This window comes from Pseudomonas sp. SORT22 (assembly GCF_018417635.1).
GTDB lineage: Bacteria > Pseudomonadota > Gammaproteobacteria > Pseudomonadales > Pseudomonadaceae > Aquipseudomonas.
On the sequence record NZ_CP071007.1, the window covers coordinates 271,085 to 296,724 of the forward strand.

At 62.5% G+C, this 25,640-nt stretch carries 28 protein-coding genes and 1 pseudogene; 14 read left to right on the top strand and 15 right to left on the bottom strand.

Annotated elements, in window-relative coordinates; genetic code table 11:
- Positions 1-14: 14 nt before the first annotated feature.
- Both gmk and JYG36_RS01255 read right to left on the bottom strand, forming a co-directional pair.
- Complete coding sequence (gene gmk / locus JYG36_RS01250) at positions 15-635, bottom strand: guanylate kinase (RefSeq protein ID WP_045199581.1); 621 nt, start codon at positions 633-635, stop codon at positions 15-17.
- Between the two features lie 13 nt (positions 636-648).
- Complete coding sequence (locus JYG36_RS01255; RefSeq protein WP_045199583.1) at positions 649-1,512, bottom strand: YicC/YloC family endoribonuclease; 864 nt, start codon at positions 1,510-1,512, stop codon at positions 649-651.
- 237 nt (positions 1,513-1,749) lie between these two features.
- On the opposite strand from JYG36_RS01255, the gene rph reads away from it, so the two are divergent.
- Complete coding sequence (rph, locus tag JYG36_RS01260; RefSeq protein ID WP_045199585.1) at positions 1,750-2,472, top strand: ribonuclease PH; 723 nt, start codon at positions 1,750-1,752, stop codon at positions 2,470-2,472.
- Positions 2,473-2,496: 24 nt separating this feature from the next.
- The gene (locus JYG36_RS01265) at positions 2,497-2,865 is read left to right on the top strand and encodes a DUF4870 domain-containing protein (RefSeq protein ID WP_045199587.1); all 369 of its coding nucleotides are present in this window, start codon (positions 2,497-2,499) and stop codon (positions 2,863-2,865) included.
- Positions 2,866-2,931: 66 nt separating this feature from the next.
- On the opposite strand, the gene crc is transcribed toward JYG36_RS01265, so the two are convergent.
- On the bottom strand, positions 2,932-3,711 hold the full coding sequence (gene crc, locus JYG36_RS01270) for a catabolite repression control protein Crc (RefSeq protein WP_010225880.1): 780 nt from the start codon (positions 3,709-3,711) through the stop codon (positions 2,932-2,934).
- Between the two features lie 80 nt (positions 3,712-3,791).
- Here crc and pyrE point away from each other — a divergent pair, with 80 nt between their 5' ends.
- On the top strand, positions 3,792-4,433 hold the full coding sequence (pyrE, locus tag JYG36_RS01275; protein ID WP_010225878.1) for an orotate phosphoribosyltransferase: 642 nt from the start codon (positions 3,792-3,794) through the stop codon (positions 4,431-4,433).
- Positions 4,434-4,474: 41 nt separating this feature from the next.
- Here the strand turns inward: pyrE and argB are convergent, their stop codons facing one another.
- The 5 genes and pseudogenes from argB to coaBC all read right to left on the bottom strand — a co-directional run bounded on the left by argB (position 4,475) and on the right by coaBC (position 9,415).
- The gene (gene argB, locus JYG36_RS01280) at positions 4,475-5,380 is read right to left on the bottom strand and encodes an acetylglutamate kinase (RefSeq protein ID WP_045199591.1); all 906 of its coding nucleotides are present in this window, start codon (positions 5,378-5,380) and stop codon (positions 4,475-4,477) included.
- Between the two features lie 29 nt (positions 5,381-5,409).
- A pseudogene (locus JYG36_RS01285) lies at positions 5,410-6,786 on the bottom strand (phosphomannomutase/phosphoglucomutase); the annotation flags it as partial.
- Between the two features lie 149 nt (positions 6,787-6,935).
- On the bottom strand, positions 6,936-7,748 hold the full coding sequence (locus JYG36_RS01290) for a hypothetical protein (protein ID WP_213602884.1): 813 nt from the start codon (positions 7,746-7,748) through the stop codon (positions 6,936-6,938).
- Positions 7,745-8,200 carry a dUTP diphosphatase gene (gene dut, locus JYG36_RS01295; protein ID WP_010225872.1) on the bottom strand — a complete coding sequence of 152 codons (456 nt, stop codon included), beginning with the start codon at positions 8,198-8,200 and terminating at the stop codon, positions 7,745-7,747. The genes JYG36_RS01290 and dut overlap by 4 nt, the downstream gene beginning before the upstream one ends.
- A gap of 6 nt (positions 8,201-8,206) precedes the next feature.
- The gene (gene coaBC / locus JYG36_RS01300) at positions 8,207-9,415 is read right to left on the bottom strand and encodes a bifunctional phosphopantothenoylcysteine decarboxylase/phosphopantothenate--cysteine ligase CoaBC (RefSeq protein ID WP_045199598.1); all 1,209 of its coding nucleotides are present in this window, start codon (positions 9,413-9,415) and stop codon (positions 8,207-8,209) included.
- A 133-nt stretch (positions 9,416-9,548) separates the two neighbouring features.
- On the opposite strand from coaBC, the gene radC reads away from it, so the two are divergent.
- On the top strand, positions 9,549-10,223 hold the full coding sequence (gene radC, locus JYG36_RS01305; RefSeq protein ID WP_010225870.1) for a RadC family protein: 675 nt from the start codon (positions 9,549-9,551) through the stop codon (positions 10,221-10,223).
- On the opposite strand, the gene JYG36_RS01310 is transcribed toward radC, so the two are convergent.
- Positions 10,220-11,809, bottom strand: coding sequence for an ABC transporter substrate-binding protein (locus JYG36_RS01310; RefSeq protein WP_213602886.1), 1,590 nt, complete (start codon positions 11,807-11,809; stop codon positions 10,220-10,222). The two genes, radC and JYG36_RS01310, sit on opposite strands and share 4 nt — an antisense overlap.
- A gap of 362 nt (positions 11,810-12,171) precedes the next feature.
- Here JYG36_RS01310 and rpmB point away from each other — a divergent pair, with 362 nt between their 5' ends.
- Both rpmB and rpmG read left to right on the top strand, forming a co-directional pair.
- Positions 12,172-12,408 carry a 50S ribosomal protein L28 gene (rpmB, locus tag JYG36_RS01315; protein WP_010225868.1) on the top strand — a complete coding sequence of 79 codons (237 nt, stop codon included), beginning with the start codon at positions 12,172-12,174 and terminating at the stop codon, positions 12,406-12,408.
- An 11-nt stretch (positions 12,409-12,419) separates the two neighbouring features.
- Positions 12,420-12,575, top strand: a complete 156-nt coding sequence (gene rpmG / locus JYG36_RS01320) for a 50S ribosomal protein L33 (protein ID WP_010225867.1) — start codon at positions 12,420-12,422, stop codon at positions 12,573-12,575.
- A 68-nt stretch (positions 12,576-12,643) separates the two neighbouring features.
- On the opposite strand, the gene JYG36_RS01325 is transcribed toward rpmG, so the two are convergent.
- A complete protein-coding gene (locus JYG36_RS01325) occupies positions 12,644-12,865 on the bottom strand; it encodes a hypothetical protein (RefSeq protein ID WP_349629003.1) in 222 nt (73 codons plus the stop codon).
- Between the two features lie 65 nt (positions 12,866-12,930).
- The gene (locus JYG36_RS01330) at positions 12,931-13,290 is read right to left on the bottom strand and encodes a cupin domain-containing protein (RefSeq protein ID WP_045199603.1); all 360 of its coding nucleotides are present in this window, start codon (positions 13,288-13,290) and stop codon (positions 12,931-12,933) included.
- 199 nt (positions 13,291-13,489) lie between these two features.
- On the opposite strand from JYG36_RS01330, the gene JYG36_RS01335 reads away from it, so the two are divergent.
- The gene (locus tag JYG36_RS01335) at positions 13,490-14,983 is read left to right on the top strand and encodes an aldehyde dehydrogenase (protein WP_045199605.1); all 1,494 of its coding nucleotides are present in this window, start codon (positions 13,490-13,492) and stop codon (positions 14,981-14,983) included.
- Between the two features lie 86 nt (positions 14,984-15,069).
- Positions 15,070-16,209 (top strand): MFS transporter, encoded by a 1,140-nt coding sequence (locus JYG36_RS01340; protein WP_045199607.1) that lies wholly within the window; start codon positions 15,070-15,072, stop codon positions 16,207-16,209.
- On the opposite strand, the gene JYG36_RS01345 is transcribed toward JYG36_RS01340, so the two are convergent.
- Both JYG36_RS01345 and JYG36_RS01350 read right to left on the bottom strand, forming a co-directional pair.
- A complete protein-coding gene (locus JYG36_RS01345; protein ID WP_213602888.1) occupies positions 16,206-17,762 on the bottom strand; it encodes a phospholipase D family protein in 1,557 nt (518 codons plus the stop codon). The two genes, JYG36_RS01340 and JYG36_RS01345, sit on opposite strands and share 4 nt — an antisense overlap.
- Before the next feature lie 59 nt (positions 17,763-17,821).
- Positions 17,822-19,252, bottom strand: coding sequence for an aminotransferase-like domain-containing protein (locus tag JYG36_RS01350; RefSeq protein WP_093378042.1), 1,431 nt, complete (start codon positions 19,250-19,252; stop codon positions 17,822-17,824).
- A 178-nt stretch (positions 19,253-19,430) separates the two neighbouring features.
- Here JYG36_RS01350 and JYG36_RS01355 point away from each other — a divergent pair, with 178 nt between their 5' ends.
- Entirely contained in the window at positions 19,431-19,661 is a 231-nt protein-coding gene (locus JYG36_RS01355; RefSeq protein ID WP_045199613.1) for a YjiS-like domain-containing protein, read from the top strand.
- On the opposite strand, the gene JYG36_RS01360 is transcribed toward JYG36_RS01355, so the two are convergent.
- Complete coding sequence (locus tag JYG36_RS01360) at positions 19,658-20,962, bottom strand: NAD(P)/FAD-dependent oxidoreductase (protein ID WP_213602890.1); 1,305 nt, start codon at positions 20,960-20,962, stop codon at positions 19,658-19,660. The genes JYG36_RS01355 and JYG36_RS01360 overlap by 4 nt on opposite strands.
- 114 nt (positions 20,963-21,076) lie before the next feature.
- Here JYG36_RS01360 and JYG36_RS01365 point away from each other — a divergent pair, with 114 nt between their 5' ends.
- Entirely contained in the window at positions 21,077-21,430 is a 354-nt protein-coding gene (locus JYG36_RS01365) for a YkgJ family cysteine cluster protein (protein ID WP_038998046.1), read from the top strand.
- 3 nt (positions 21,431-21,433) lie between these two features.
- Here JYG36_RS01365 and dadR read toward each other — a convergent pair whose 3' ends face one another.
- Positions 21,434-21,922 (bottom strand): transcriptional regulator DadR, encoded by a 489-nt coding sequence (dadR, locus tag JYG36_RS01370; protein ID WP_008366790.1) that lies wholly within the window; start codon positions 21,920-21,922, stop codon positions 21,434-21,436.
- A gap of 156 nt (positions 21,923-22,078) precedes the next feature.
- Between dadR and dadA the strand changes: the two genes are divergently transcribed.
- The 4 genes from dadA (at position 22,079) to JYG36_RS01390 (ending at position 25,532) form a co-directional block, all read left to right on the top strand.
- Entirely contained in the window at positions 22,079-23,380 is a 1,302-nt protein-coding gene (dadA, locus tag JYG36_RS01375) for a D-amino acid dehydrogenase (RefSeq protein ID WP_045199621.1), read from the top strand.
- On the top strand, positions 23,352-23,705 hold the full coding sequence (locus JYG36_RS01380; RefSeq protein ID WP_010225843.1) for a RidA family protein: 354 nt from the start codon (positions 23,352-23,354) through the stop codon (positions 23,703-23,705). Before dadA ends, JYG36_RS01380 begins: the two co-directional genes overlap by 29 nt.
- A gap of 96 nt (positions 23,706-23,801) precedes the next feature.
- Complete coding sequence (gene alr, locus JYG36_RS01385) at positions 23,802-24,875, top strand: alanine racemase (protein ID WP_093378051.1); 1,074 nt, start codon at positions 23,802-23,804, stop codon at positions 24,873-24,875.
- Positions 24,876-24,983: 108 nt separating this feature from the next.
- Positions 24,984-25,532, top strand: coding sequence for a cupin domain-containing protein (locus JYG36_RS01390; RefSeq protein WP_010225839.1), 549 nt, complete (start codon positions 24,984-24,986; stop codon positions 25,530-25,532).
- The last annotated feature ends 108 nt before the right edge of the window (positions 25,533-25,640 follow it).

Genomic DNA, 25,640 nt, shown 5'->3' on the forward strand with positions numbered 1-25,640 from the left:
GAGCGGCAGGTTGCTCAGGCAAGCAATTGCTTGAGCAGCTGGCCATGACGCTGCTGCTGGTTGGCTTGCAGCAGGCGATTGGCGCGGAACACCGCCTTGAGGTCTTCCAGTGCCGTGGCGAAGTCATCGTTGATGATGACAAAGTCATACTCGTCGTAGTGACTCATCTCGCTCACTGCTTCACGCATCCGTCCTTCGATGATCTCGTCGCTGTCCTGGCCGCGGTTGGTCAGGCGCTGGCGCAGGGCTTCCTGGGTCGGCGGCAGGATGAAGATCGAGCGCGCCTCGGGCATCAGCGTGCGCACCTGCTGGGCGCCTTGCCAGTCGATCTCGAGGATCAGGTCCTGGCCCTGGTCGAGCGCCTGTTGCAGCGCGCTGCGCGAAGTCCCGTAGAAGTTACCGAAGACTTCGGCCTGTTCGAGGAAGTCGCCTTGCTCGATCATCAGCTTGAACTCGGTGTGTTCGACGAAGTGATAGTTCACGCCGTGCACTTCGCCCGGGCGCATGGCCCGGGTGGTGTGCGAGACCGACACCTGGATGCTGTTGTCAGCATCGATCAGGGCTTTGACCAGGCTGGTCTTGCCGGCGCCGGAGGGGGCCGAAACGATGTAAAGGGTGCCGCTGCTGTGATTCATGGTCGGGGTGGCCTTACTCAATGTTCTGTACTTGTTCACGCATCTGCTCGATCAGTACCTTGAGGTTGACCGCGGACTGGGTGCTGCGTGGGTCGAAGGCTTTGGAGCCCAGGGTATTGGCTTCGCGGTTGAGCTCCTGCATCAGGAAGTCCAGGCGCCGGCCGGCGGCACCGCCGGACTTGAGCACCCGGCGCACTTCGGTGACGTGGGTGCTCAAGCGGTCGAGCTCTTCGGCGACGTCGCTCTTTTGCGCGAGCATGACCATCTCTTGCTCCAGGCGCTGCGGGTCGAGCTCGGCCTGCATGTCGCTGAAGCGGTCGAGGATCTTCTGCCGTTGCGCCGCGAGCATCTGCGGCACCAGGGCGCGCAAGGTGGTGACCTCGCTGGCCATGTTGTCCAGGCGCTCGTTGATCAGTCGCGCGAGTTCTGCGCCTTCGCGGTTGCGGCCGTTCTTCAGCTCGTTCAGGGCCTCTTCGAACAGGGCCATGGCCTCGCTGTTGAGCGCCTGCGGGTCGGCGGCATCGGCCACCAGCACGCCGGGCCAGGCCAGAACCTCGAGCGGGTTGAGCGGCGCCGGCTGCTTGATCAGGCTGGCGACTGTCTCGGCGGCGGCAACCAGTTGCGCGGCGCGCTCGCGATCAACCTGCAGGGCCTTGCCGTTGTTCTCTTCGTTGAAGCGCAGGGTGCATTCGACCTTGCCGCGCGACAGGCCCTGGCGCAGGCTTTCGCGCACGGCGCCCTCGAGGTCGCGGAAGGCTTCTGGCAAGCGCAGGTGCGGCTCCAGGTAACGATGATTGACTGAGCGCAGTTCCCAGATCAGGGTGCCCTGGCTACCGGCGCGCTCGACTCGAGCAAAAGCGGTCATGCTGTGCACCATGGGAAGTACCTCGCGCAAAAGATGAAGGAAAGCCAAGCGGCTGAAGGCGCAGGATTGTAGCGCAGTGCGGCGCTGGCTCCCAATCAACTGATGTTACAAACCCTCACGCGGTTCCCGGAAAAACCCGACCTGCGGCCCTGGGCCGTCTGTTTCGGGGCCTGCGACAATAGGCGTGTCCTCATCGCCCGGCGCGCTCTATAATGCTGGGCAGATTCAAGTCCAGTACAGGTATCCCAAATGAAACGTCCAAGTGGTCGCGCTGCCGATCAGCTCCGCTCGATCCGCATCACCCGCAACTACACCAAACACGCCGAGGGGTCAGTACTGGTCGAGTTCGGTGACACCAAAGTCATCTGTACCGTCAGTGTCGAGAACGGTGTCCCGCGCTTCCTCAAAGGCCAGGGCCAGGGCTGGCTGACGGCCGAATACGGCATGCTGCCGCGTTCTACCGGCGAGCGTAACCAGCGCGAAGCCAGCCGTGGCAAGCAAGGCGGTCGCACCCTCGAAATCCAGCGCCTGATTGGCCGCTCCCTGCGCGCTGCGCTGGACATGAGCAAGCTGGGCGACATCACCCTGTACGTCGACTGCGACGTGATTCAGGCCGACGGCGGCACCCGCACCGCTTCGATCACCGGCGCCATGGTTGCCCTGGTTGATGCCCTGCGCGTGGTCAAGAAGCGCGGCGGCCTGAAGGGCGGTGACCCGCTCAAGCACATGATCGCAGCCGTCTCGGTAGGCATGTACCAGGGTGAGCCGGTGCTCGACCTGGACTACCTCGAAGACTCGGCAGCCGAGACCGACCTGAACGTGGTGATGACCAGCGCAGGCGGCTTTATCGAAGTACAAGGCACTGCCGAAGGCGCGCCATTCCAGCCGCAAGAGCTCAACGCCATGTTGGCACTGGCGCAAAAAGGCATGGTTGACCTGTTCGAACTGCAGCAGGCCTCGCTGGCTGACTGATACACCCAAGCCCAGGAGCAGAGCATGACCGAGCAGCCCTTGCAGTTGCCCACTCCCAACGCCGAAGTCCGGCAATGGGCGATGTTCTGTCACCTGGCTGCCTTGCTCGGCCTGGTCTTCCCCTTCGGTAGCCTGTTGGGGCCGCTGGTGATGTGGATCTGGAAAAAGGACGTCGACCCGTTCGTCGATGCCCAGGGCAAGGAGGCACTGAACTTCCAGATCACAGTATTCATCGCCGGAATCATCTGTGGGCTGCTGATGTTTGTCCTGATCGGCATCGTGCTGTTTGGCATGCTGATGATCGCCGTGCTGATCCTGACCATCATCGCCGGGGTCAAGGCCAACGAAGGCCAGCCCTATCGCTACCCGCTGACCTGGCGGCCGATCAAATAATGATCTGATAAAAGCTGAAGCCACAAAAAAACCGACATGAAGTCGGTTTTTTTGTGGCTGCACGACTTAGATGGTCAGCGTCCAGTCGTAATCCACGATCAGCGGCGCGTGCTGGGAGAAGCGCGGCTGGCGTGGCAGGCGTGCGCTGCGAACAAAGCGGCGCAGGCCCGGGGTCAGCAGCTGGTAGTCGAAGCGCCAGCCCAGGTTGAGCATCTCGGCCTGCTCGTTGTCTGGCCACCAGCTGTACTGGTCGCCTTCACGGCTGACTTCGCGCAGGGCATCGACATAGCCCATGTTGCCGACAATCTCGTCCATCCAGGCGCGTTCCGGCGCCAGGAAGCCTGGAGACTGCTGGCCATCGCGCCAGTTCTTGACGTCGAGCTTCTGCTGCGCCACGTACAACGAGCCGCAATAGATGTACTCGCGACGCTTGCGCCGCTGCTTGTCCAGGTACTTGGCGAAGTCGTCCATCAACTTGAACTTCTGGTTCAAGTCTTCATCGCCGTTCATTCCCGAAGGTAGCAACAGGGTTGCAATACTTACCTTGTCGAAATCGGCCTGCAGGTAACGTCCGTAGCGGTCGGCTGTCTCGAAGCCCAGGCCGCTGATGACTGCCTTGGGCTGCAACCGCGAATAAAGTGCCACGCCGCCTTGGGCGGGAACTTCTGCGTCGCAGGCATAAAGGAAGTAGCCATCGAGCTGGAAAGCTGGGTCGTCGAGTTCAAAGGCCGAGGCGCGGGTATCCTGAAGGCAGATGACGTCAGCATTCTGGGCTTGTAGCCAGCTGAGCAAACCACGCTCAACGGCAGCCTGAATGCCATTAACGTTCACACTGATGATCCGCATAAATGGCCCCAAAAATCTCGTGCGTGTATGATACCCGAGCTGTACTCAATTAGCTAAATCCGTGGTATCCGGGACTCTTCATGCAGCCGTATCAGCGCGACTTCATTCGTTTTGCCATCGACCGCGGGGTTCTGCGCTTCGGTGAGTTCACCCTCAAGTCCGGGCGCACCAGCCCGTACTTCTTCAACGCCGGCCTGTTCAACAGCGGTTCGGCCCTGGCTCAGCTCGGGCGTTTCTATGCTGCGGCAATCGTCGACAGCAAGATCCCGTTCGACGTGCTGTTCGGCCCGGCCTACAAGGGTATCCCCCTGGCGGCAGCCACTGCCGTGGCCCTGGCCGAGCACCATGACCTCGACCTGCCGTGGTGCTTCAACCGCAAAGAGGCCAAGGCCCACGGTGAAGGCGGCAGCCTGGTCGGCGCACCGCTGACCGGCGATGTGCTGATCATCGACGACGTGATCACTGCCGGTACCGCCATCCGCGAAGTCATGCAGATCATCCAGGGCCAGCAAGCCAAGGCTGCTGGCGTGTTGATCGCGCTGAACCGCCAGGAGCGCGGCAACGGCGAGCTGTCGGCGATCCAGGAAGTGGAGCGCGACTTCGGCATTCCGGTGGTGAGCATCGTCTCGCTGACCCAGGTGCTGGAGTTCCTCGCCGACGACCCGGCGCTCAAGCAGCACTTGCCGGCCGTCGAGGCCTACCGGGCTCAGTACGGTATCTGAGGCAAACAAAAAGGCGACCCGAGGGTCGCCTTTTTTGTGCCTTAGCGCGGCTTGTGGTTGGTAATCAGGGTGCCTACGCCGCTGTCGGTGAAGATCTCCAGCAGTACCGCGTTCGGCACCCGGCCATCGATGATGTGCGAGCTGTTGACCCCGCCTTGCACCGCTTCAAGGGCGCAGCGGATTTTCGGCAGCATGCCGCCGTAAATGGTGCCGTCGGCGATCAGTTCGTTGACCTGCTCGGTGGTCAGGCCGGTGAGCACGGTGCCTTGCTTGTCCATCAGGCCGGCGATGTTGGTCAGCAGCATCAGCTTTTCAGCTTTCAGTGCTTCGGCAACCTTACCGGCCACCAGGTCGGCGTTGATGTTGTACGACTCGCCGTTGGCGCCCACGCCGATCGGCGCGATCACCGGAATGAAGTCACCTTTGACCAGCATGTTGAGCAGGTCGGTGTTCACCCCGACCACTTCGCCCACATGACCGATGTCGATGATTTCCGGGGTGGTCATCTCTGGCGTCTGGCGGCTGACGGTGAGCTTCTTCGCGCGAATCAGCTCGGCATCCTTGCCGGTCAGGCCGATGGCGCTGCCGCCATGACGGTTGATCAGGTTGACGATGTCCTTGTTGACCTGGCCGCCGAGGACCATCTCCACCACGTCCATGGTTTGCGCGTCGGTAACGCGCATGCCGTCGATGAAGTGGCTTTCGATCGACAGGCGCTTGAGCAGGTCACCGATCTGCGGGCCGCCACCGTGCACGACCACCGGGTTGATGCCGACCGCTTTCATCAGCACCACGTCGCGGGCAAAACCGGTTTTGAGCTCTTCGCTCTCCATCGCGTTGCCGCCGTATTTGATCACCAGGGTCTTGCCGACAAAGCGGCGGATATAAGGCAGCGCTTCGGACAAAACCTGGGCGACATGGGTGGCGGCATCGCGATCGAGGGTCATGCAGGGCTCCAGTTGGAACAGATAGTCGGTCAGAACTCGGGTTGCAGGTCAGGGGCAACGCGCTTTAGCTGGGCGCGGAATACCTCTTGGATACGCTGCAGTTCGGCGTCAGTGTCGGCCTCGAAGCGCAATACCAGCACCGGCGTGGTGTTGGAGGCGCGAACCAGGCCCCAGCCTTGTGGGTAGTCGACCCGCACACCATCGATGGTGGTCAGGTTGGCGTCGTTGCCCCAGTCGGCGTTGCGTTGCAGTGCATCAATGATGCTGAATTTACCCTCGTCGGTCACATCAATGTTGATTTCCGGCGTGGAAATATCGTTCGGGAACGCCGCGAACAGCTGTTCGGCATCGGTTTTGGCCTTGCTGAGGATCTCCAGCAGGCGCGCGGCACTGTAAATACCATCGTCAAAACCGTACCAGCGTTCCTTGATGAAAATATGGCCGCTCATTTCACCGGCGAGCAGGGCGCCGGTCTGTTTCATCTTCTTCTTGATCAACGAGTGACCGGTTTTCCACATTAGCGCGCGGCCGCCGTACTGCTCGATCAGCGGGGTCAGGCGGCGGGTGCATTTGACGTCGAAGATGATCTCGGCGCCCGGATTGCGCTCCAGCACGTCCTGGGCGAACAGCATCAGCAGGCGGTCGGGGTAGACGATGTTGCCGGTGTTGGTGACCACGCCGACGCGGTCGCCATCGCCATCGAAGGCCAGGCCCAGGTCGGCGCCGGTTTCCTTGACCTTGGCGATCAGGTCGACCAGGTTCTCAGGCTTGCCCGGGTCCGGGTGGTGGTTGGGGAAGTTGCCATCGACCTCGCAGAACAGCGGGATCATTTCGCAGCCCAGGGCTTCGATCAGCTGCGGGGCAATCACGCCAGCCGCACCGTTGCCGCAGTCCACCACCACCTTGAGCTTCTTCGCCAGCTTGATATCGCCGGCGATCTGTTTGAAATAGCGCTCGAGGATTTCGACTTTCTCGACGCTGCCTTCGCCGCGGCTCAGGTCGTTGGTTTGCAGGCGGATCAACAGCGCCTGGATCTGCTCGTTGGCCAGGGTGTCGCCGGCGATGACGATCTTGAAGCCGTTGTAGTTCGGCGGGTTGTGGCTGCCGGTGAGCATCACTCCGGACTTGCCGGCCAGTACGTTGGCGGCGTAGTAGAGGGCTGGGGTCGGCACCAGGCCGACGTCACTGACCTTGCAGCCGGCTTCGACCAGGCCCTTGATCAGTTGCTCGACCAGCATTGGCCCCGACAGGCGCCCGTCGCGGCCGACCGAGATGTTCGGCTCACCCTGGGCCAGCGTCTGGGCGCCGATGGCGCGGCCGATCCAATAAGCGGTTTCGGCGGTCAGGGTGTCACCGACCACGCCACGGATATCGTAGGCGCGGAAGATGCTGGCGGGAAGGTTCGGGGTCACTCGTTCCATGCTGGTCACCTGGGAAACTCCAATCTAAAAGGGTTGCTGAGAGCGTCAGCGGCAGCCACTGCGCGAGTCAATATGTCCGCCTTTGACGGCATTTTCGCGACAGAGTTCGCCGGTAAAGTCTGTTCTGTCTACATTCAGCTGATGTTTACGGCCCCATTCTGGGAGCGTCTGGCGGTTAACCAAAAGCCGCCGAACAGGCCGGACAACGCTAGAAAGGCGGCGAGCAGCAGCCAGGGGTTGAACCTGTATGCCGAGGCGTTCTCGATCAAGGGGCCGGGCTGAAACCCCAAGGCCCAGGTGGCGTTGGCAGTGCCCAACTGGTGCAATGCCGGCGCCTGGCTGTGGCCGTGGTTGAAAAGCTCGATGGGTGGGTCGTTGAATACCAATTGTGTCAGTCGCATCTGACCAATCGTACCCGCATCGCGCTGCAGTGGGTCAGTGAAGCGTGAGAGCGCGAATGTGAGCACCAGAATGGCCTGTACGGGGGCGTCAGCAGACTCACGCAGTGCGGTGACGCTGAAAACCCGTTGCTGTCCAGCCTCAGGATAGGCTTCAAGGGCAGGTGGAACGCCGCGCTCGGCGCGCCGGACCATGTCGAGCACGGGCTCGCTCATGGGTGGGCTCGAGGCGGCCTGTCCAGGTTTGAGCAACTGTGCCGCCACCAGGCCGTCGAGGTGGGCGAATGCGCCAAGCAGCTTTTTTGGGTCAGGTGATTGAACCAATGCCAGTACCGCCGGGCTTCTCGCCAGGGCGTTCACTTCGTTGCTGACGGCAATGATCGAGGCGTCCAGGCGCGATACGAGTGCACCGGCCTGGGCGTAAGCCAGGTTGTTGCGGTGCTCACGCTGGCCAGTCAGTACTGCGGTGAACCAAGTCAGTAGTACGCCCGCAAGCAGGCCAGCCAGGGCTATCAATAGCCCCGGCAGCACCTGCTGGAAGCGCCTCAATGGCTACCGGAATGACCGAAGCCGCCAGCGCCACGCTGGCTTTCGTCGAAGGTTTCGACGATATCGAAGTGCGCCTGTACCACGGGTACCAGCACCAGCTGCGCAATGCGCTCGCCGATGGCGATGGTGAATGGGGTCTGGCCGCGGTTCCAGCACGAGACCATCAGCTCGCCCTGGTAGTCGGAGTCGATCAGGCCGACCAGGTTGCCGAGGACGATGCCATGTTTATGGCCAAGGCCCGAGCGCGGCAGGATCAGCGCCGCCAGGCCCGGATCGCCGATGTACACCGACAGGCCGGTAGGGATCAGCAGGGTCTGGCCTGGCTCGAGGACGGTGTCTTGCTTGAGCATGGCGCGCAGGTCAAGGCCGGCCGAACCCGGGGTGGCGTACTGCGGCAGCGGGAACTCGCTGCCGATGCGTGGATCGAGAATCTTGGCTTGTAGAGCGTGCATGCGAAATTAAACCTGGTTGAGACGTTCGGCAATGAAGGCTACCAGCTGGCGGGCGATCTTGCCCTTGCTGGTCTGCGCGAAAACTGTTGCGTGAAGTTGACGGTCGATGACGCTGCAGGCGTTCTCCTCGCTGTTGAAGCCGATGCTGGGGTTGGCCACATCGTTGGCGACAATCAGGTCGAGGTTCTTGTCCTTGAGCTTGCGCGCGGCGTAATCGAGCAAGTGTTCGGTCTCGGCGGCAAAGCCGACGCTGAACGGGCGGTCAGGACGGGTGGAGATGCTGGCAAGAATGTCCGGGTTGCGGACCATCTGCAGCAGCAGGCCGTCACCTGTCGTAGGGTCTTTCTTGAGTTTTTGCGGGGCTACCACTTCTGGGCGGTAGTCTGCGACTGCTGCCGAGGCGATGAACACATCGCAGGGGATGGCGGCTTCACAGGCGGCAAGCATGTCGCGGGCGCTGACCACGTCGATGCGGGTGACGCGGTCGGGTGTCGGCAGATTCACCGGGCCGGTCACCAGGGTCACCTTGGCGCCAGCTTCCACGGCGGCTTCAGCCAGGGCAAAGCCCATTTTCCCCGAGCTGTGGTTGGTGATGTAGCGCACCGGGTCGATGTTTTCCTGGGTCGGGCCGGCAGTGATCAACACGTGCTTGCCGGTCAGCGACTCGCGCTTGAAAGTCTCGGCGGCGCACCAGGCCAGGTCGGTGGCTTCGAGCATGCGGCCCAGGCCGACGTCGCCACAGGCCTGGCTGCCGGAAGCCGGGCCGAACACCTGGATATTGCGGCTTTGCAGCAGCTCAAGGTTGGCCTGGGTGGCCGGGTCGCGCCACATTGCCTGGTTCATCGCCGGGGCCACGGCCACGGTGGCATCGGTAGCCAGCACCAGGGTGGTCAGCAGGTCATCGGCGACACCCTGGGCCAGGCGCGCGAGCAGGTCGGCGGTGGCTGGGGCAATCAGCACCAGGTCGGCCCACTTGGCCAGCTCGATATGGCCCATCGCCGCTTCGGCAGCAGGGTCCAATAGGTCCATGTGCACCGGGTGGCCGGACAGGGCCTGCATGGTCAGCGGGGTGATGAATTCGGCCCCGCCACGGGTCATGACGACGCGCACTTGGGCGCCGTGTTCCAGGAGTCGGCGAACCAGCTCGGCACTCTTGTAGGCGGCAATGCCGCCGCCGACGCCGAGAACGATGCGCTTCCGATACAGCCGCTGCATAGGCTTGCCTTTTGCTCAGTGATTGCACGCGGCGACGACGCCTCCCCAGGCCGGTTCGTCGCGTAAAAATGAGCGGCTAATGTAGCACAGGGCTCAAACCGGGAGCAGTAACCGAAAGACAGAGGGAATTGTCATGAGTATCAGGGATTGGCCTGCGGCGGAGCGCCCGCGGGAAAAACTGCTGGAGTCGGGGGCGGGCAACCTGTCGGATGCCGAGCTGCTGGCGATTTTTTTGCGCACCGGGGTGCGTGGGCGTAGCGCGGTCGACCTGGCCAGGCATCTGCTCGGGCGCTTCGGCAGCCTGCGCGGGCTGCTGGAGGCAGACAGCCGCAGCTTCAATGGCGAGCTCGGCCTGGGCCCGGCAAAGTTCGCCCAGTTGCAGGCCGTGCTGGAAATGTCCCGGCGCCACCTGGCCGAGGGCCTGCGGCGCGATTCAGCCCTGCAGAGCCCGCAGGCGGTCAAGGACTACCTCAAGGCGCGCCTGCGCCACGAGCCGCATGAGGTCTTCGGTTGCCTGTTTCTCGACAGCAAGCACCGGGTGCTGGCCTTCGAGGCGCTGTTCCAGGGCTCGATCAACAGCGCCAGCGTCTATCCGCGGCAGGTGATCAAGCGCGCCCTGGCCCATAACGCCGCGGCGTTGATCCTCTGCCACAACCATCCTTCAGGCGTGAGCGAGCCCAGCGATGCCGACCTGGTCCTGACCCGGCGCCTGACCAAAGCGCTGGACATGATCGAAGTGCGCGTGCTCGACCACTTCGTCATCGGCGACGGCGAGCCACTGTCGATGGCCGAGCACGGCTGGCTCTAGCGCGAGGTGCTGACCCCGGCGAAGTCCTGACGACCGAACGGGCTGACCTGGTAACCCTGGACATCCTTGCGCGCCAGTACGGCGGCGGTCGGGTGGGCCAGGGGCAGCCACAAGGCCTGCTGCTGAATCAGCGTCTGCGCCTGTTGGTACAGACGGCTGCGCACGCTCTGGTCATTGGTGGTCTTGCCGGCGCTGATCAACTGGTCGAGGCGCTGATCGCAGTAACGGGCGAAGTTGGTCCCGGACTTGACCGCCGCGCAGGAAAACTGCGGGCTGAGGAAGTTGTCCGGATCGCCGTTGTCACCGGCCCAGCCCATGAACAGCAGGTCGTGCTCGCCAGCCTTGGCCCGGCGGATCAGCTCGCCCCATTCGATCACGCGGATTTCAGCCTTGATGCCGATCTTGCCCAGGTCGGCCTGCAGCAATTGCGCGCCGAGGCTGGGGTTGGGGTTGAGCAGGCTGCCTTGCGGGCGGGTCCAGATGGTGGTGCTGAAGCCGTCCTTGAGGCCGGCCTTGGCCAGCAGGGCGCGGGCCTTGTCGAGGTTGGCCGGATAGCCTGGCAGGTCCTTGGCGTAGCTCCAGGTGTTGGGCGGATACGGGCCATTGGCGGCGACGGCGGTGCCTTCGAACACGGCCTTGAGGTAGCTGGCCTTGTCGAAGGCGAGGTTGATGGCCTGGCGTACTTCCGGCTTGTCCAGCGGTGCGTGCTGGCTATTGATGGCGACGAAAGCGGTCATGAAGGCTTCGGTCTTTTCCACCTTGAGGGTCGGATCCTCGCTGGCCGCGGCGATATCCAGCGGTTTCGGCGACAGGGCGATCTGGCACTCATTGCGCTTGAGTTTTTGCAGGCGCACGTTGGCATCGGGGGTGATGGCGAAGATCAGCGGGTCGACGCCCGGCTTGCCGGCAAAGTAGTCCGGGTTGGCGCGGTAGCGGATCACCGCGTCCTTCTGGAAACGATTGAACACAAACGGCCCGGTGCCGATCGGCTGGCTGTTGAGCTTCTCCGGGGTGCCGGCCTTGAGCAACTGGTCGGCATACTCGGCAGAATAGATCGAGGCAAAGCCCATGCTCAGGGTGGCCAGGAACGTGGCGTCGGGAAGGTCGAGGGTAAAGCGCACGGTCAGCGGGTCGACGGCCTCGATCTGCTTGATCAGGCTGGGTAGCTGCAGCGACTGGGCGTGCGGATAGCCGCTCTGGGCGATCTTGTGCCAGGAATGGGCGGGGTAGAGCATGCGCTGAAAACTGAACAGCACGTCGTCGGCATCCAGCGTACGCCCGGGCTTGAAGTAGCCGGTGCTATGGAACTTTACCCCCGGGCGCAACTTGAACTCATAGATCAGACCGTCTGGCGAAACCGTCCAGCTTTCGGCCAGGCTCGGCACCACCTGACCCTGGCGCGCATCGAACTCGACCAGGCGGTTCATCAGTACGTCGGCCGAGGCATTGGTGGTGGTCAGCGAGTTGTACTGGACCACGTCGAAGCCTTCGGGGCTGGCTTCGGTGCACACACTCAGCGCAGCCGCCTGGGCGAAAGCCGGGCCGAGCAAGGTGGCGAACAACAGGGGTAGAGCGGCAGCACGCATGGGGATTCCTTGGCTGATCGATGGCCCATCTGCCAGTGCAGTCTGGAAAAGTCCTACCCTAGTGTGCCGTGAGACAAATGACCATATCCTTTTTTGCCGATCGAGCGACGGGCGGTCGACAGCCGGCCGGGCCAGTGGTTATGCTGGTCCGGCGTGTCGAACAGCAAGTCAAAGCACATCTTCTGTTGTTGTGCTCTGGTCTTTCTGGTATAAAGCAGCGCTCTTTTCTAGGGGCTCGGCTTGTCGCATCTGCTGACCGAGTCGATAAGACCCTGAAGAAACACGGCGCCTGGCGCCAAAGACTGAGAGATTAAGCGGCCAACCCATGCCGGGTTGGGCATGTGGTTTTAGAGGGCTGAGGCATGTCGAGAGTCTGTCAAGTTACCGGTAAGGGTCCGGTAACCGGGAATAACATTTCCCACGCAAACAACAAAACCCGTCGTCGTTTCCTGCCGAACCTGCAGCATCATCGCTTCTGGGTCGAGTCCGAGAAGCGTTTCGTGCGTCTGCGCGTATCTGCCAAAGGCATGCGTATCATCGACAAGCGCGGCATTGATGCCGTTCTGGTCGACATTCGCCGTAACGGCGCTAAGGTCTAAGGGAGAGAATCATGCGTGAATTGATCCGTCTGGTGTCGACCGCTAATACCGGCCACTTCTACACCACCGACAAGAACAAGCGCACCACTCCGGACAAAATCGAAATCAAAAAATTCGATCCGGTTGTTCGCAAGCACGTGATCTACAAGGAAGCCAAGATCAAGTAATTGATCCGGCTGACGAAAAAAGGGCCCGTATCTCAGGATACGGGCCCTTTTTTTATGCCGCTTTGAAATTAGCTGAAATGAAACGACTGGATGATGCCTTCGTCGTTAGCAATCACCTGGATACGGCTCGGGTCGTACTCGCGGGTGGAGAACTCACCCGCACCGACCACGTGAGCGCGGCCGGTCAGTTCGCTGATGTAGGCCTTGGCACTAGGTACATAGCGGGTGCCGACAAGGTGATTGATGTGTTGCAGGGCTTCTTCGTTGGTCACGGCGTTGCTTCCTTTCATTGAGTACATACCCGGTTGGGCAGCGCCATGCTCCGTCGGTCAGGTCCAGCCCGAGTGGTAGTTATTTACTTCTGTTCGAACATCACATAGATCTTGCGGCACGGCTCCAGCACTTCCCAGGTGCCCTTGAAGCCCGCCGGGATCACGAAGCGGTCGCCCGCGCGCAGGGTTTTTGCCCCGCCTGCCTCGTCGCGAAGCACCGAGACGCCTTGAACGATCTCGCAATACTCGTGTTCGGTGTAATTGACGGTCCATTGACCGACTTCGCCTTCCCAGACGCCGGCGGCGAATTGTCCGCAAGGGCTGGCATAGTGGTTATAGACGGCTTGATCCGGTTCGCCCTTGAGTATCTTTTCCGCGGCAGGACGGTAGCGTTCAGCCTCGGTCAGCACTTGGGCGAAGTCGATGATCTGGTCAATGCGCATGATCGGGTCCCCTTTTTGTTGTTTAATAAAATGAACATCAGTAGGTGTTTGGTGTGATTATGTCAAATATATTGAAAATTAGGGCGCCGGTGGTTTAGGGTGGCAGGTGCCTGTGCGCCTGTGTCGCCCAGCCAGAATTTTCGACAGTGCCCCCAAGCCCTCGCGCGGCACTGCACCTTAACAAGAGGAGGAGTTTCGTATGACCACCCTGACTCGTGCGGACTGGGAACAGCGTGCCCAGCAACTGAAGATCGAAGGCCGTGCTTTCATCAATGGTGAATACACCGCTGCCGTTTCCGGCGCCACGTTCGAGTGCCTCAGCCCGGTCGACGGACGCCTCCTGGCGCAGATCGCCAGCTGTGACGAGGCCGACGCCAACCGCGCCGTTGAAAACGCCCGTGCCACCTTCGCCTCCGGCGTCTGGTCGCGCCTGGCCCCGGCCAAGCGTAAGGCCACCATGATTCGTTTCGCCGCGCTGCTCAAGCAGAACGTCGAAGAGCTGGCCCTGCTGGAAACCCTGGACATGGGCAAGCCGATCAGCGACTCGCTGAACATCGACGTGCCAGGCGCCGCTCAGGCCCTGAGCTGGAACGGTGAAGCGATCGACAAGATTTACGACGAAGTCGCCGCTACCCCGCACGACCAGCTCGGCCTGGTGACCCGCGAGCCGGTGGGCGTGGTTGCCGCCATCGTGCCGTGGAACTTCCCGCTGCTGATGGCCAGCTGGAAACTCGGCCCGGCCCTGGCCACCGGTAACTCGGTGGTGCTCAAGCCTTCTGAAAAATCACCGCTGACTGCCATCCGTATCGCCCAACTGGCGATCGAGGCCGGCATCCCGGCGGGCGTACTCAACGTGCTGCCAGGCTATGGCCACACCGTTGGCAAGGCCCTGGCCCTGCACATGGACGTCGATACCCTGGTGTTCACCGGTTCGACCAAGATCGCCAAGCAGCTGATGATTTACGCGGGTGAGTCGAACATGAAGCGCGTCTGGCTGGAAGCCGGCGGCAAGAGCCCGAACATCGTCTTCGCTGACGCCCCCGACCTCAACGCCGCCGCCGAGGCCGCCGCCAGCGCCATTGCCTTCAACCAGGGCGAAGTCTGCACCGCAGGTTCACGCCTGCTGGTCGAGCGCTCGATCAAGGACAAGTTCCTGCCGCTGGTGCTCGAAGCACTCAAGGCCTGGAAGCCGGGCAACCCGCTTGACCCAGCTACCACCGTCGGTGCTCTGGTCGATACCCAGCAGATGAACACCGTGCTGTCCTACATTGACGCTGGCCACAGCGATGGTGCCAAGCTGCTGGTGGGCGGCAAGCGCATTCTCGAAGAAACCGGCGGCACCTATGTCGAACCGACCATCTTCGACGGCGTGACCAACGCCATGAAGATCGCCCAGGAAGAGATCTTCGGCCCGGTCCTGTCGGTGATCACCTTCGACACCACCATCGAGGCGATCAACATCGCCAACGACACCCCATACGGCCTGGCTGCCGGTGTGTGGACCGCCGACATCTCCAAGGCGCACCTGACCGCCAAGGCCCTGCGTGCCGGTAGCGTGTGGGTCAACCAGTACGATGGCGGCGACATGACCGCACCGTTCGGCGGCTTCAAGCAGTCGGGCAACGGCCGTGACAAGTCGCTGCACGCGCTGGACAAGTACACCGAGCTGAAGGCGACCTGGATCAAGCTGTAAATCCAGACGGACCTGTCGCGGGGCAAGCCCTCTTCCACAGTGTGGGAGCGGGCTTGCCCCGCGATTTTTTTGCGAGGAAGACGCCGATGCGTTGGGGAACCTATTTCGCCGTGCTGGCGGCCGTGCTCAGTGTCGGCCTGGCCCTGGGCGTCAGTATGCCGCTGGTGTCGTTGCGCCTGGAGGGTTGGGGCTACGGCAGCTTTGCCATTGGTGTGATGGCGGCGATGCCGGCCATTGGCGTGCTGGTCGGTGCCAGCCTGTCCAGCCGTCTGGCCGCGCGTTTTGGTACGCCGGGGCTGATGCGCCTGTGCCTGTGGGCGGGGGCGTTGTCTATCGGCTTGCTGGCGTTGCTGCCGAGCTATCCGTTGTGGCTGGCCTTGCGCCTGTTGATCGGGATCATCCTGACTATCGTGTTCATCCTCGGCGAAAGCTGGATCAACCAGCTGGTGGTCGAGCAATGGCGCGGGCGTCTGGTGGCGCTGTATGGCAGCAGTTATGCCTTGAGCCAGTTGGCCGGGCCATTGTTGCTTGGCGTGGTGGGTTCGGAGGATGACCTGGGCTTCTGGATCGGTGCCGGTCTGCTGATTGCCGCGCCATTGGTGCTGCTCGGGCGCGACGGTGCACCGAGTGCCGAAGCCTGCAGCGTGACCTTCACCGACCTGTTCGGTTTCTGCCGGCGATTGCCGGTGATCGCCTGGGCTATTGCCCTGTTTGCTGCCTTCGAGGCGATGATCCTGACCTTGCTGCCGGTTTATTGCCTGCAGCAGGGGTTCACTACCGAAATCGCCCTGTTCATGGTCAGTACCGTGGTGGTCGGTGATGCGCTGCTGCAACTGCCGATCGGCGCACTGGCCGACCGCATGTCGCGGCGCACGCTGTTCAGTGGCTGTGCCTTGACGCTGCTGGCTTCGAGCCTGGCAATCCCGCTGGCGCTGCAAACGCCGCTGATCTGGCCTTTGTGGGTGTTGTTCGGCGCCAGTGCCGGCGGCCTGTTCACCTTGTCGCTGGTGCTGATTGGCGAACGCTACCGCGACGACGCACTGGTGCGCGCCAATGCTCATGTTGCGCAGCTGTGGGGCATCGGTTGCCTGATCGGACCGCTGGCGGCAGGGGCGGGCAGCCAATGGGTCAGCGGGCATGCGCTGCCGCTGTTCATGGCCGTGGGGGCCTTTGGCCTGGTGCTGCTCGCGCGGCGGCCCAATGCTTTTGAGCCGGCGCCGGTCTAGAGCATCTTCTCCAGGCCCACAGCCTTGCTGATCCAGGCGTTGAAGCGCCGCCACAGACCACCGGGCTCGGTGGTCAGGGTGTGCAGGCGGTGGTTGTCCTCGGTCACCCAGACCAGCTGGCCATCGACCAATTGTGGCTGGTAGCTGACCGCCGGGGCCATACCCTGGGCGGCTAGCTCGCGGGTGTATTCGGCCAGTTCCGGGCTGTCGACCAACACCCCGACCTCGGTGTTCCACAGCACCGAGCGTGGGTCGAAGTTGAACGAGCCAATGAAGGTCTTCTTGCGGTCGAAGACGATCGCCTTGCTGTGCAGGCTCGAGTCCGAGCTGCCATGAAAGCGCAAGCCGCGGCGCGAGCCCGGATCGCCTGGCTGGCGGCGTAGTTCATACAGGTGCACGCCGTGCTCGAGCAGTGCCTTGCGATAGGGTGCATAGCCGCCATGCACCGCCGGCACATCGGTGGCTTCCAGTGAATTGGTCAGCAATTTTACCGATACGCCTTTGTCGGCATGGCTGGTCAGGTAGAGCAGGCCGGACTCGCGGGGCACGAAATAGGCCGAGATCAGGATCAGCTCGTGCTGGACGTTGTTCAGGTCCGGTGCCAGTTGTTGGGTCATCAGCAGTTGCGGGTCCGGCTCGTCACGGGCCAGTACCTTGCTTGGCGCGTCCCAGAGCGCCTGGTTATGGGCCCAGATCAGCTCGTTGCGCCACACGTCGAGGCGCGGCTGGGCTTGATAGGCCATCAGCCGGTCATACAGAGCCTTGCGCTTGACCCGCGCATCGGCCAGTGACGCCTCAAGGCGCTGGCGGCTGTTGCGCAGGTCGTCGGCATCGGGTTGGGTGAACAGAAAATCGCCAATCGGCCTGCTCAGCGCGCTGTTCCAGTACTGGTCGAAACTGTGCCCCAGCTGTTCGGCCACCGGGCCGACGCCGAGCAGGTCGATGTCAGTAAAGTTGAGGTTGGGTTCGGCATCGAAATACTCATCGCCCAGGTTGCGCCCCCCGACAATGGCCATGCTGTTGTCCACCAGCCACAGCTTGTTGTGCATTCGCCGGTGCTGCAACGACAGGTTGAACAGCCGGCCCATGGCCCGGGTTACGCCAGTGCTGCGGCCCAGGTGCAAGGGGTTGAACACGCGGATGTGAATGTTCGGATGCGCGGCCAGGGTGCCGATCATTTCGTCGAGGCCATCGCTGGTGGTGTCGTCGAGCAGGATGCGCACGCGCACCCCGCGGTCGGCGGCCTGCAGCAGCTCGTGCACCAGCGCGCGGGTGCTGAGGCCGTCGTGGACGATGTAGTACTGCAGGTCGATGCTCGACTGGGCGTTGCGAATCAGCTCGGCGCGGGCGCGGAAGGCTTCGTTGCTGTTGGGCAGCAGGCGAAAGCCGGAACGCCCGTCATAGGCCGAGGCCTGGCGCTGCACTGAACGGCCAAAGGCCGAGTCACTGGCCGGCAGCGCCTGGCTGACTTCCCGTGGCTGGCTGACGCTGGCGCAGCCGCCCAGGCCGAGCAGTAGCGACAGCAGTAGTGGCAGCACCCGCTGGCTTTTCAAAAAGATCGTCCTGTTACAACTGAGGCGTAAGAATATGGACCGCGAGCGGCGGCGCAAAGTTACCCGGCGCCGTGCTCCTGGGCCAGTAGACGAATGGCGGTTTCGCCAACCTTGCGCACTGCCGCTTCGATTTCGGCACTGGGGCGTGCGGCGAAGTTCATCCGCAGGCAGTTACGGTACTTGCCCGAGGCCGAGAAAATACTGCCGACAGCAATCTGCACGCCCTGCCCAAGTAAAGCCCGGTTCAGGCGCAGCGTGTCGAAACTTTCCGGCAATTCCACCCACAGCATGAAACCACCCTGGGGCCGGCTGGCGCGGGTGCCCGGTGGAAAGTAGCGGGTAACCCAGTCGCTCATCTGGTCGCGCCCGCGCTGGTACTGGCTGCGCATGCGCCGCAGGTGCGGCTGGTAGTGGCCGCCTTCGATGAAGTCGGCAATTGCCAGTTGCGGCTGGGTGGCGGTGCAGCCGGTGCTGATGTACTTCATGTGCAGCACCCGCTCCAGATACCGTCCCGGGGCCGCCCAGCCAATGCGCAGGCCTGGCGCCAGGGTCTTGGAGAACGAGCTGCAGAGCAGCACTCGACCGTCCTCGTCGAACGACTTGATGGTCCGCGGTCTGGGATAGGTGTAGGCAAGGTCGCCATACACATCGTCTTCCAGGATCGCTACGTCGAAGCGTTGCGCCAGGGTCAGCAAGGCCTTCTTGCGCGCCTCGGGCATGATGTAGCCGAGCGGGTTGTTGCAGTTCGGGGTGATCTGGATGAGCTTGATCGGCCATTGCTCCAGGGCCAGTTCCAGGGCTTCGAGGCTGATCCCGGTGAGCGGGTCGGTGGGGATCTCCAGGGCCTTCATGCCCAGGCCCTTGAGGGTTTGCATGGCGCCATGAAAGCTGGGCGAATCCACCGCGACGATATCGCCAGGCTGGCACACCGCGCGGATGCTGCTCGACAGCGCTTCGTGGCAACCGGTAGTCACCACCAGGTCGGCCGGGCTCACAGTGCAGCCGGAGTCGAGCATCAGCCGGGCGATCTGCTCGCGCAGGGCGCGGGTGCCAGAGATGGTGTCGTAATACAGGCCGGGCATGTCCTGGCGCCGGCTGAGCTGGGCCAGGCTGCGCAGCAGCGGCTTGAGAGTCGGGCTGTCGATATCGGGCATGCCGCGGCCCAGTTGCACCACGTTTTTATTCGGCTCGCTGCGGATCAGCTCGATGACCTGCTCCCATTGGGAAATATCCACCGGCCGTTGTGCCGGGCGGCTGACATCGGGGAGGGCGGGCAGGCTGCGGTTGTTGGGCACGAAGTAGCCGGATTTTGGCCGTGGTGCGGCCAGGCCGTTGTCTTCCAGCAGGCGATAGGCCTGCTGCACCGTGCTCAGGCTGACACCATGTTCGATGCTCAGGGCGCGTACCGAAGGCAAGCGGTCGCCGGGACGGTATAGGCCTTGTTCGATACGGGCACCGAGCAGCTCGGCGAGGTTGATGTACAACGTCATGGCATACTCCGGAAAACGACTACAGCAACAGACCAATACAGATGAGGAAAAAATACAGCATTCAGTAGGAAATCTGCCAATTCTGTATGGAAATAATAGTCGGTCTTTGGATCTGTAATGGTTTTGCCTTGACGCGCATGCTTTCTCCACGGTTCACACACCCTGGAGGTAATAAGCAATGAGCGGCATGAGCGATGTGCGCCTGAAACTGTATGCCGAAGAACTGAGCCGCGAGCAGCGTACCCAGCTGTTCAGTGCGCCCACCGGTCTCAGTCGCTGGGGCCTGATGGCGCACCGTTGGCATACCCGCAGGGCACTACTGGCGCTGGACGCAGCGCAACTGCGCGACGTCGGCCTGACTCCTGAGCAGGCCCGCGAGGAAGGCTTGAAGCCGTTCTGGCGGTCTTAGACCAGCTCTTTCATCCGATGCCAGAGCATGCCCAGAGCCAGCAGCGGCGAGCGCAGGTGTTTGCCGCCCGGGAAGGTGATGTGCGGCACCCGTGCGAACAAGTCGAAGCGCCCGCTGTGCTGGCCACTGATGGCTTCACCGAGCAGCCTGCCGGCCAGGTGCGTGGCATTCAGGCCATGGCCGGAATACGCTTGGGCGAAGTACACGTTGGGCTGGTTGGGTAGGCGGCCGATCTGCGGCAGGCGATTGGCACCGATGCCGATCATTCCACCCCATTGATAGTCGATGCGCACATCGGCGAGCTGCGGGAACACCTTGAGCATTTTCGGCCGCATGTAGGCGGCGATGTCTTGCGGATCGCGTCCGGAGTAATGACAGGCACCGCCAAACAGCAGCCGGCGATCGGCCGACAGGCGGTAGTAATCGAGGGCCACGCGCTGGTCGCAGACGGCCATGTTTTGCGGCAGCAACTGGCTGGCCTGGGCTTCGCTCAGAGGCTCGGTGGCGATGATGTAGCTGCCGGCGGGCAGCACCTTGCCACCGAGTTCGGGGTTCAGGTCGTTAAGGTAGGCGTTGCAACCGAGCACCAGGGTGCTGGCCAATACCGAACCTTGCGCGGTGTGCACGCGCACCTGTTGGCCATAGTCGATGCGCGTCACCGCAGACTGCTCGAACAGGCGCACGCCCAGCTTGCCAGCCACCACGGCCTCGCCCAGGGCCAGGTTGAGCGGGTGCAAATGCCCGGAGCCCATGTCGATCAAGCCGCCAACGTAGCGGTCCGAGCCGACCACGCTGTGCATCTGCTCCGGCGCTACCAGGCGTAGCTCGTGGCGGTAACCGAGGTTGCGCAGTTCTTCGGCATCCTCGGCGAAACCTTGCAGGTCGCGCGGTTTGTTGGCCAGGTCGCAGTAACCCCAGGTCAGGTCGCACTCTATGCTGTGCCGCTCGATACGCTCGCGGACGATGTCTACCGCTTCCAGGCCCATCAGCTTGAGCTCGCGCACGCCGTCGCAACCAAGGATCGACGTGAACTGCTCAAGGCCGTGGCCGACGCCACGAATAAGCTGCCCGCCGTTACGCCCACTGGCGCCCCAGCCGATTTTGCGCGCTTCCAGCAGGATCACATTGAGGCCGCGCTCGGCCAGTTCGATCGCCGTGTTCAGCCCGGAAAAACCACCGCCGACAATACAGACGTCGCAACTCAGTTCGCCCTGCAGCTGTGGATAATCCGCTTGTGGGGCGCTGCTGGCAGCGTAGTAGGAAGCGGTGTGCGAGGCGGGCTGCTGAACGCCGGCGTTCATGGCGATGTCCTGGTTCTGAGTGTTTGGAAAATTTTACGCAGGATAAGCTGCGCTTTCAGGGGTGGGCAACCGTAGGGCAAAATAGAGCGCCAGACTTCTTTGCCGCAGGCCGCCATGAGTTGCAACAGCCACAAGATCCGCTTCCTGCGCGAGCAGATCCCGTCGTTTGAATGTGTGCCGGGCTGTCACGACTGTTGCGGGCCGGTCACCACTTCGTCAGAAGAAATGGCCCGCCTGCCGCGCAAGAGTGCCGCCGAGCAGGAAGCCGCGCTGGCGGAACTGAACTGCGTGCACCTGGGCCCCAACGGTTGCACCGTGTACGAAGAGCGGCCGCTGATCTGCCGCCTGTTCGGTACCACGCCGAAGCTGCCATGCCCCAATGGCCGCGGCCCGGCCGAGATGATCGATCCGCAGGCCGAGAAGCTGGTCCACCAGTACATCGCCAGCACCCGCCAGGTGCTGGTCTGAACCTCAGTCCGGAATCGGCAGGTTGAGGCTTTCCTTCACCTCTTCCATGACGATGTAGCTCTTCGACTCGCGCACATGCGGCAGCTTGAGCAGGATGTCGCCAAGCAGCTTGCGGTACGAGGCCATCTCGGAAATCCGCGCCTTGACCAGGTAATCGAAGTCGCCCGAGACCAGGTGGCACTCGAGCACGTGCGGCAACTTCAGCACGGCACGTCGGAACTCTTCGAAAGTGTCGCCCGACTTGTAGTCGAGGCTGATCTCGACGAACACCAGCAGGCTGCCCTTCAAGTGCTGCGGATTGAGCCGGGCGTTGTAGCCCATGATGATCCCTTCGCGCTCCAGGCGCCGGACCCGCTCGGTGCAGGGGGTGGTCGACAGGCCGACCTTTTCGCCCAGTTCAGTAAACGAGATGCGTCCATCGGCCTGCAGGATGCGCAGAATATTGCGGTCGATCTTGTCCAGTTCACGCTTGCTTTGGTGCTGGGTTCTCATAGTGGATGCCCCTCCGTAAAAGCCAACCTTGCCGAGAATTCTCGCCAAATATAGGCTTTTATATAGTGAAAAGCACTGGTCATACCTTCCTATACTGCGCGCATCTACGCCATTAACAACAAATGTCAGCGGTACGCTGCGTCGAGGGTAATAAACATGCGAGTTCTGGTACTTGGTAGCGGTGTGATCGGAACCGCCAGTGCCTACTATCTGGCACGGCAAGGGTTCGAAGTCGTCGTGGTCGACCGTCAACCGGCAGTCGCCATGGAAACCAGCTTTGCCAACGCCGGCCAGGTCTCGCCTGGTTACGCTTCGCCCTGGGCTGCCCCGGGCGTGCCGCTCAAGGCCATCAAGTGGCTGCTGGAGCGCCACGCGCCCCTGGCCATCAAGGCCACCGCCGACATCGACCAGTACCTGTGGATGGCGCAAATGCTGCGCAACTGCACCGCCAACCGTTACGCGGTGAACAAGGAGCGCATGGTGCGCCTGTCCGAGTACAGCCGTGACTGCCTCGACGAGCTGCGCGCCGAAACCGGCATTGCCTACGAAGGCCGTACCCTGGGTACTACCCAGCTGTTCCGCACCCAGGCGCAACTGGACAACGCCGCCAAGGACATCGCCGTCCTCGAGCAGTCCGGCGTGCCGTACGAAGTCCTCGACCGCGAAGGCATTGCCCGCGTCGAGCCGGCCCTGGCCAACGTGACCGATATCCTTGCCGGCGCCCTGCGCCTGCCCAACGACCAGACTGGCGACTGCCAGCTGTTCACTACCCGCCTGGCGGAAATGGCGATCAAGCTTGGTGTCGAGTTCCGCTTTGGCCAGGACATTCAGCGCCTGGACTACGCCGGTGATCGCATCAACGGTGTATGGATCGACGGCAAGCTGGAAACCGCCGACCGCTACGTGCTGGCCCTGGGCAGCTACTCGCCGCAGTTGCTCAAGCCGTTGGGCATCAAGGCCCCGGTCTACCCGCTCAAAGGCTACTCGCTGACCGTGCCGATCACCGATCCGGCCATGGCCCCGACCTCGACCATTCTCGACGAAACCTACAAGGTCGCGATCACCCGTTTCGACAACCGCATCCGCGTCGGCGGCATGGCTGAAATCGCCGGTTTCGACCTGTCGCTGAACCCGCGTCGGCGCGAAACCCTGGAGATGATCGTCAACGACCTTTATCCTCGTGGCGGCGACCTGAGCCAGGCCAGTTTCTGGACCGGCCTGCGCCCGACCACCCCGGACGGTACGCCGATCGTCGGTGCTACCCCGTTCCGTAACCTGTTCCTCAACACCGGTCACGGTACCCTGGGTTGGACCATGGCCTGCGGTTCCGGTCGCCTGCTGGCCGACCTGATTGCGCGCAAGAAGCCGCAAATCAGCGCTGAAGGCCTCGATATCTCTCGCTACGGAAAACACCAGGAGCCTGCCAAGCATGTCAGTCCAGCGCCAGCTCACCAATGAGCGCATGAGCCAGATCGTTACCCACAACGGCACCGTGTACCTCGCGGGCCAGGTCGGTGACGACATGAACGCCGGGATCGAGCAGCAAACCCGCGAGACCCTGGCCAACATCGAGCGCCTGCTGGACCTGGCCGGCACCGACAAGAGCCGCCTGCTTTCGGTGACCATCTATCTCAAGGACATCGACGCGCATTTTCAGGGCATGAACGCGGTGTGGGACAAGTGGCTGCCAAAAGGCGTCGCCCCGGCCCGTGCCACCGTTGAAGCCAAGCTGTGCGAGCCGGAAATCCTTATCGAGCTGTCGGTGGTCGCCGCACTGCCGTAATACCCGATCCCTAACCCGGTGCCGCCGGCGGCCGACCAGCTGCCTTCGAGCACCGGGCTTTTTACTTCTAACCAGACTGCCCAGAAGGCTGCCGTCATGCGTCCCGCCCGTGCCCTGATCGATCTTCAAGCCCTGCGTCACAACTATCAACTTGCCCGCGAACTGACCGGAGCCAAAGCCCTGGCCGTGATCAAGGCCGATGCCTATGGTCACGGTGCCGTGCGTTGCGCCCTGGCCCTGGAGCAGCACGCCGATGGTTTTGCCGTGGCCTGCATCGAAGAGGCGCTGGAGCTGCGCGCAGCCGGGATCAAGCCGCCGGTGCTGTTGCTCGAAGGCTTCTTTGAAGCCAGCGAACTGCAACTGATCGCCGAGCATGACCTGTGGTGCGTGGTGCATTCGCTGTGGCAACTGGAGGCTATCGAACAGGCGCACCTGAGCAAGCCGATTACAGTCTGGCTCAAGCTCGACTCGGGCATGCACCGGGTTGGCCTGCATGCCAAGGACTACCAGGCCGCGTACCAGCGCCTGCTGGCCAGCGGCAAGGTTGCGCGCATTGTGCTGATGAGCCACTTCGCCCGTGCCGATGAGCTCGACAGCGAGGCCAGCAACGAACAACTGGCGGTATTTCAGGCCGCACGCCAGGGCTTGAGCGCCGAGGTCAGCCTGCGCAACTCGCCGGCCGTGCTCGGTTGGCCGAACATGCCCAGCGACTGGGTGCGCCCGGGCCTGATGCTGTACGGCGCTACGCCGTTCGAAGTGCCCCAGGCTCAAGCGGCGCGCCTGCAGCCGGTGATGACCGTGCAATCACGGGTGATCAGCGTGCGTGAGCTGCCAGCCGGCGAGCCGGTAGGCTACGGTGCCAAGTTTGTCAGCCCGCGGCCGACCCGGGTTGGTGTGGTGGCCATGGGTTACGCCGATGGCTACCCGCGCCAGGCGCCAAACGGTACGCCGGTGCTGGTGGCCGGCAAACGTACCCAGCTGATTGGCCGGGTATCGATGGACATGCTCTGCATTGACCTCACCGACGTGCCTGAAGCGGGCCTCGGCAGCCCGGTGGAACTGTGGGGCAAAAACGTGCTGGCCAGCGAAGTGGCCATGCACGCTGGCAACATCCCTTACCAGATTTTCTGCAACCTCAAGCGCGTACCGCTGGACTACAGCGGCGATTAAGGCGCCAAAGCGGACAGGCTGCGGGTCGAAGTGTTGTAAATACTGAACGCTGTTGCGATGATAACGTTCAATTTCGACCCCACTCGTTCGTTTAGGAGGGCTCCAGCTTTGGACGTCGGTGAACGACTGCAAGCCATACGCAAGCTCAAGGGCCTGTCACAGCGTGAACTCGCCAAACGTGCGGGCGTCACCAACAGCACCATCTCGATGATCGAGAAGAACAGCGTCAGCCCTTCCATCAGCTCGTTGCGCAAGGTGTTGAGCGGTATTCCGATGTCCATGGTCGAGTTCTTTTCCGAAGAGCTGCAACCGGAAAACCCCACCCAGATCGTCTACAAGGCTCACGAGCTGATCGACATTTCGGACGGCGCGGTGACCATGAAACTGGTCGGCAAGGCGCACCCGAGCCGGGCCATTGCCTTTCTCAACGAGGTTTATCCACCGGGTGCCGACACCGGCGAAGAAATGCTCACCCACGACGGCGAAGAGACCGGCATCCTTCTTGAAGGTCGTCTCGAACTGGTAGTAGGCCTGGAAACTTTCATCCTCGAAGCGGGCGACAGCTACTATTTTGAAAGTACCAAGCCGCACCGTTTCCGCAATCCTTACGATGAGCCGGCCCGGCTGATCAGCGCGGCGACTCCGGCCAACTTCTAGCGGGTATTGCGCGGCGGATTGTCGCGGCTAAGACCCTTTGGACACTAGGGTTGTTTCGGTGAGGCAGGGTTCCCGTTATACTTGCGCCGCCTGCGAAACCGTGGCCGC

Excerpts from the sequence above, each read along its gene's own strand:
- JYG36_RS01340 (WP_045199607.1), top strand. The coding sequence starts at position 15,070 with ATGCGTTGGGGAACCTATTTCGCCGTGCTGGCGGCCGTGCTCAGTGTC.
- JYG36_RS01255 (WP_045199583.1), bottom strand. The coding sequence starts at position 1,512 with ATGGTGCACAGCATGACCGCTTTTGCTCGAGTCGAGCGCGCCGGTAGC.
- JYG36_RS01355 (WP_045199613.1), top strand. The coding sequence starts at position 19,431 with ATGAGCGGCATGAGCGATGTGCGCCTGAAACTGTATGCCGAAGAACTG.
- dut (WP_010225872.1), bottom strand. The coding sequence starts at position 8,200 with ATGCACGCTCTACAAGCCAAGATTCTCGATCCACGCATCGGCAGCGAG.
- JYG36_RS01380 (WP_010225843.1), top strand. The coding sequence starts at position 23,352 with ATGTCAGTCCAGCGCCAGCTCACCAATGAGCGCATGAGCCAGATCGTT.
- JYG36_RS01330 (WP_045199603.1), bottom strand. The coding sequence starts at position 13,290 with ATGCGCATTGACCAGATCATCGACTTCGCCCAAGTGCTGACCGAGGCT.
- JYG36_RS01365 (WP_038998046.1), top strand. The coding sequence starts at position 21,077 with ATGAGTTGCAACAGCCACAAGATCCGCTTCCTGCGCGAGCAGATCCCG.
- JYG36_RS01325 (WP_349629003.1), bottom strand. The coding sequence starts at position 12,865 with ATGAAAGGAAGCAACGCCGTGACCAACGAAGAAGCCCTGCAACACATC.
- JYG36_RS01265 (WP_045199587.1), top strand. The coding sequence starts at position 2,497 with ATGACCGAGCAGCCCTTGCAGTTGCCCACTCCCAACGCCGAAGTCCGG.
- JYG36_RS01335 (WP_045199605.1), top strand. The coding sequence starts at position 13,490 with ATGACCACCCTGACTCGTGCGGACTGGGAACAGCGTGCCCAGCAACTG.
- JYG36_RS01310 (WP_213602886.1), bottom strand. The coding sequence starts at position 11,809 with ATGCGTGCTGCCGCTCTACCCCTGTTGTTCGCCACCTTGCTCGGCCCG.
- rpmG (WP_010225867.1), top strand. The coding sequence starts at position 12,420 with ATGCGTGAATTGATCCGTCTGGTGTCGACCGCTAATACCGGCCACTTC.
- crc (WP_010225880.1), bottom strand. The coding sequence starts at position 3,711 with ATGCGGATCATCAGTGTGAACGTTAATGGCATTCAGGCTGCCGTTGAG.
- rph (WP_045199585.1), top strand. The coding sequence starts at position 1,750 with ATGAAACGTCCAAGTGGTCGCGCTGCCGATCAGCTCCGCTCGATCCGC.
- dadA (WP_045199621.1), top strand. The coding sequence starts at position 22,079 with ATGCGAGTTCTGGTACTTGGTAGCGGTGTGATCGGAACCGCCAGTGCC.
- dadR (WP_008366790.1), bottom strand. The coding sequence starts at position 21,922 with ATGAGAACCCAGCACCAAAGCAAGCGTGAACTGGACAAGATCGACCGC.
- rpmB (WP_010225868.1), top strand. The coding sequence starts at position 12,172 with ATGTCGAGAGTCTGTCAAGTTACCGGTAAGGGTCCGGTAACCGGGAAT.
- gmk (WP_045199581.1), bottom strand. The coding sequence starts at position 635 with ATGAATCACAGCAGCGGCACCCTTTACATCGTTTCGGCCCCCTCCGGC.
- radC (WP_010225870.1), top strand. The coding sequence starts at position 9,549 with ATGAGTATCAGGGATTGGCCTGCGGCGGAGCGCCCGCGGGAAAAACTG.
- JYG36_RS01360 (WP_213602890.1), bottom strand. The coding sequence starts at position 20,962 with ATGAACGCCGGCGTTCAGCAGCCCGCCTCGCACACCGCTTCCTACTAC.
- pyrE (WP_010225878.1), top strand. The coding sequence starts at position 3,792 with ATGCAGCCGTATCAGCGCGACTTCATTCGTTTTGCCATCGACCGCGGG.
- coaBC (WP_045199598.1), bottom strand. The coding sequence starts at position 9,415 with ATGCAGCGGCTGTATCGGAAGCGCATCGTTCTCGGCGTCGGCGGCGGC.
- JYG36_RS01350 (WP_093378042.1), bottom strand. The coding sequence starts at position 19,252 with ATGACGTTGTACATCAACCTCGCCGAGCTGCTCGGTGCCCGTATCGAA.
- alr (WP_093378051.1), top strand. The coding sequence starts at position 23,802 with ATGCGTCCCGCCCGTGCCCTGATCGATCTTCAAGCCCTGCGTCACAAC.
- argB (WP_045199591.1), bottom strand. The coding sequence starts at position 5,380 with ATGACCCTCGATCGCGATGCCGCCACCCATGTCGCCCAGGTTTTGTCC.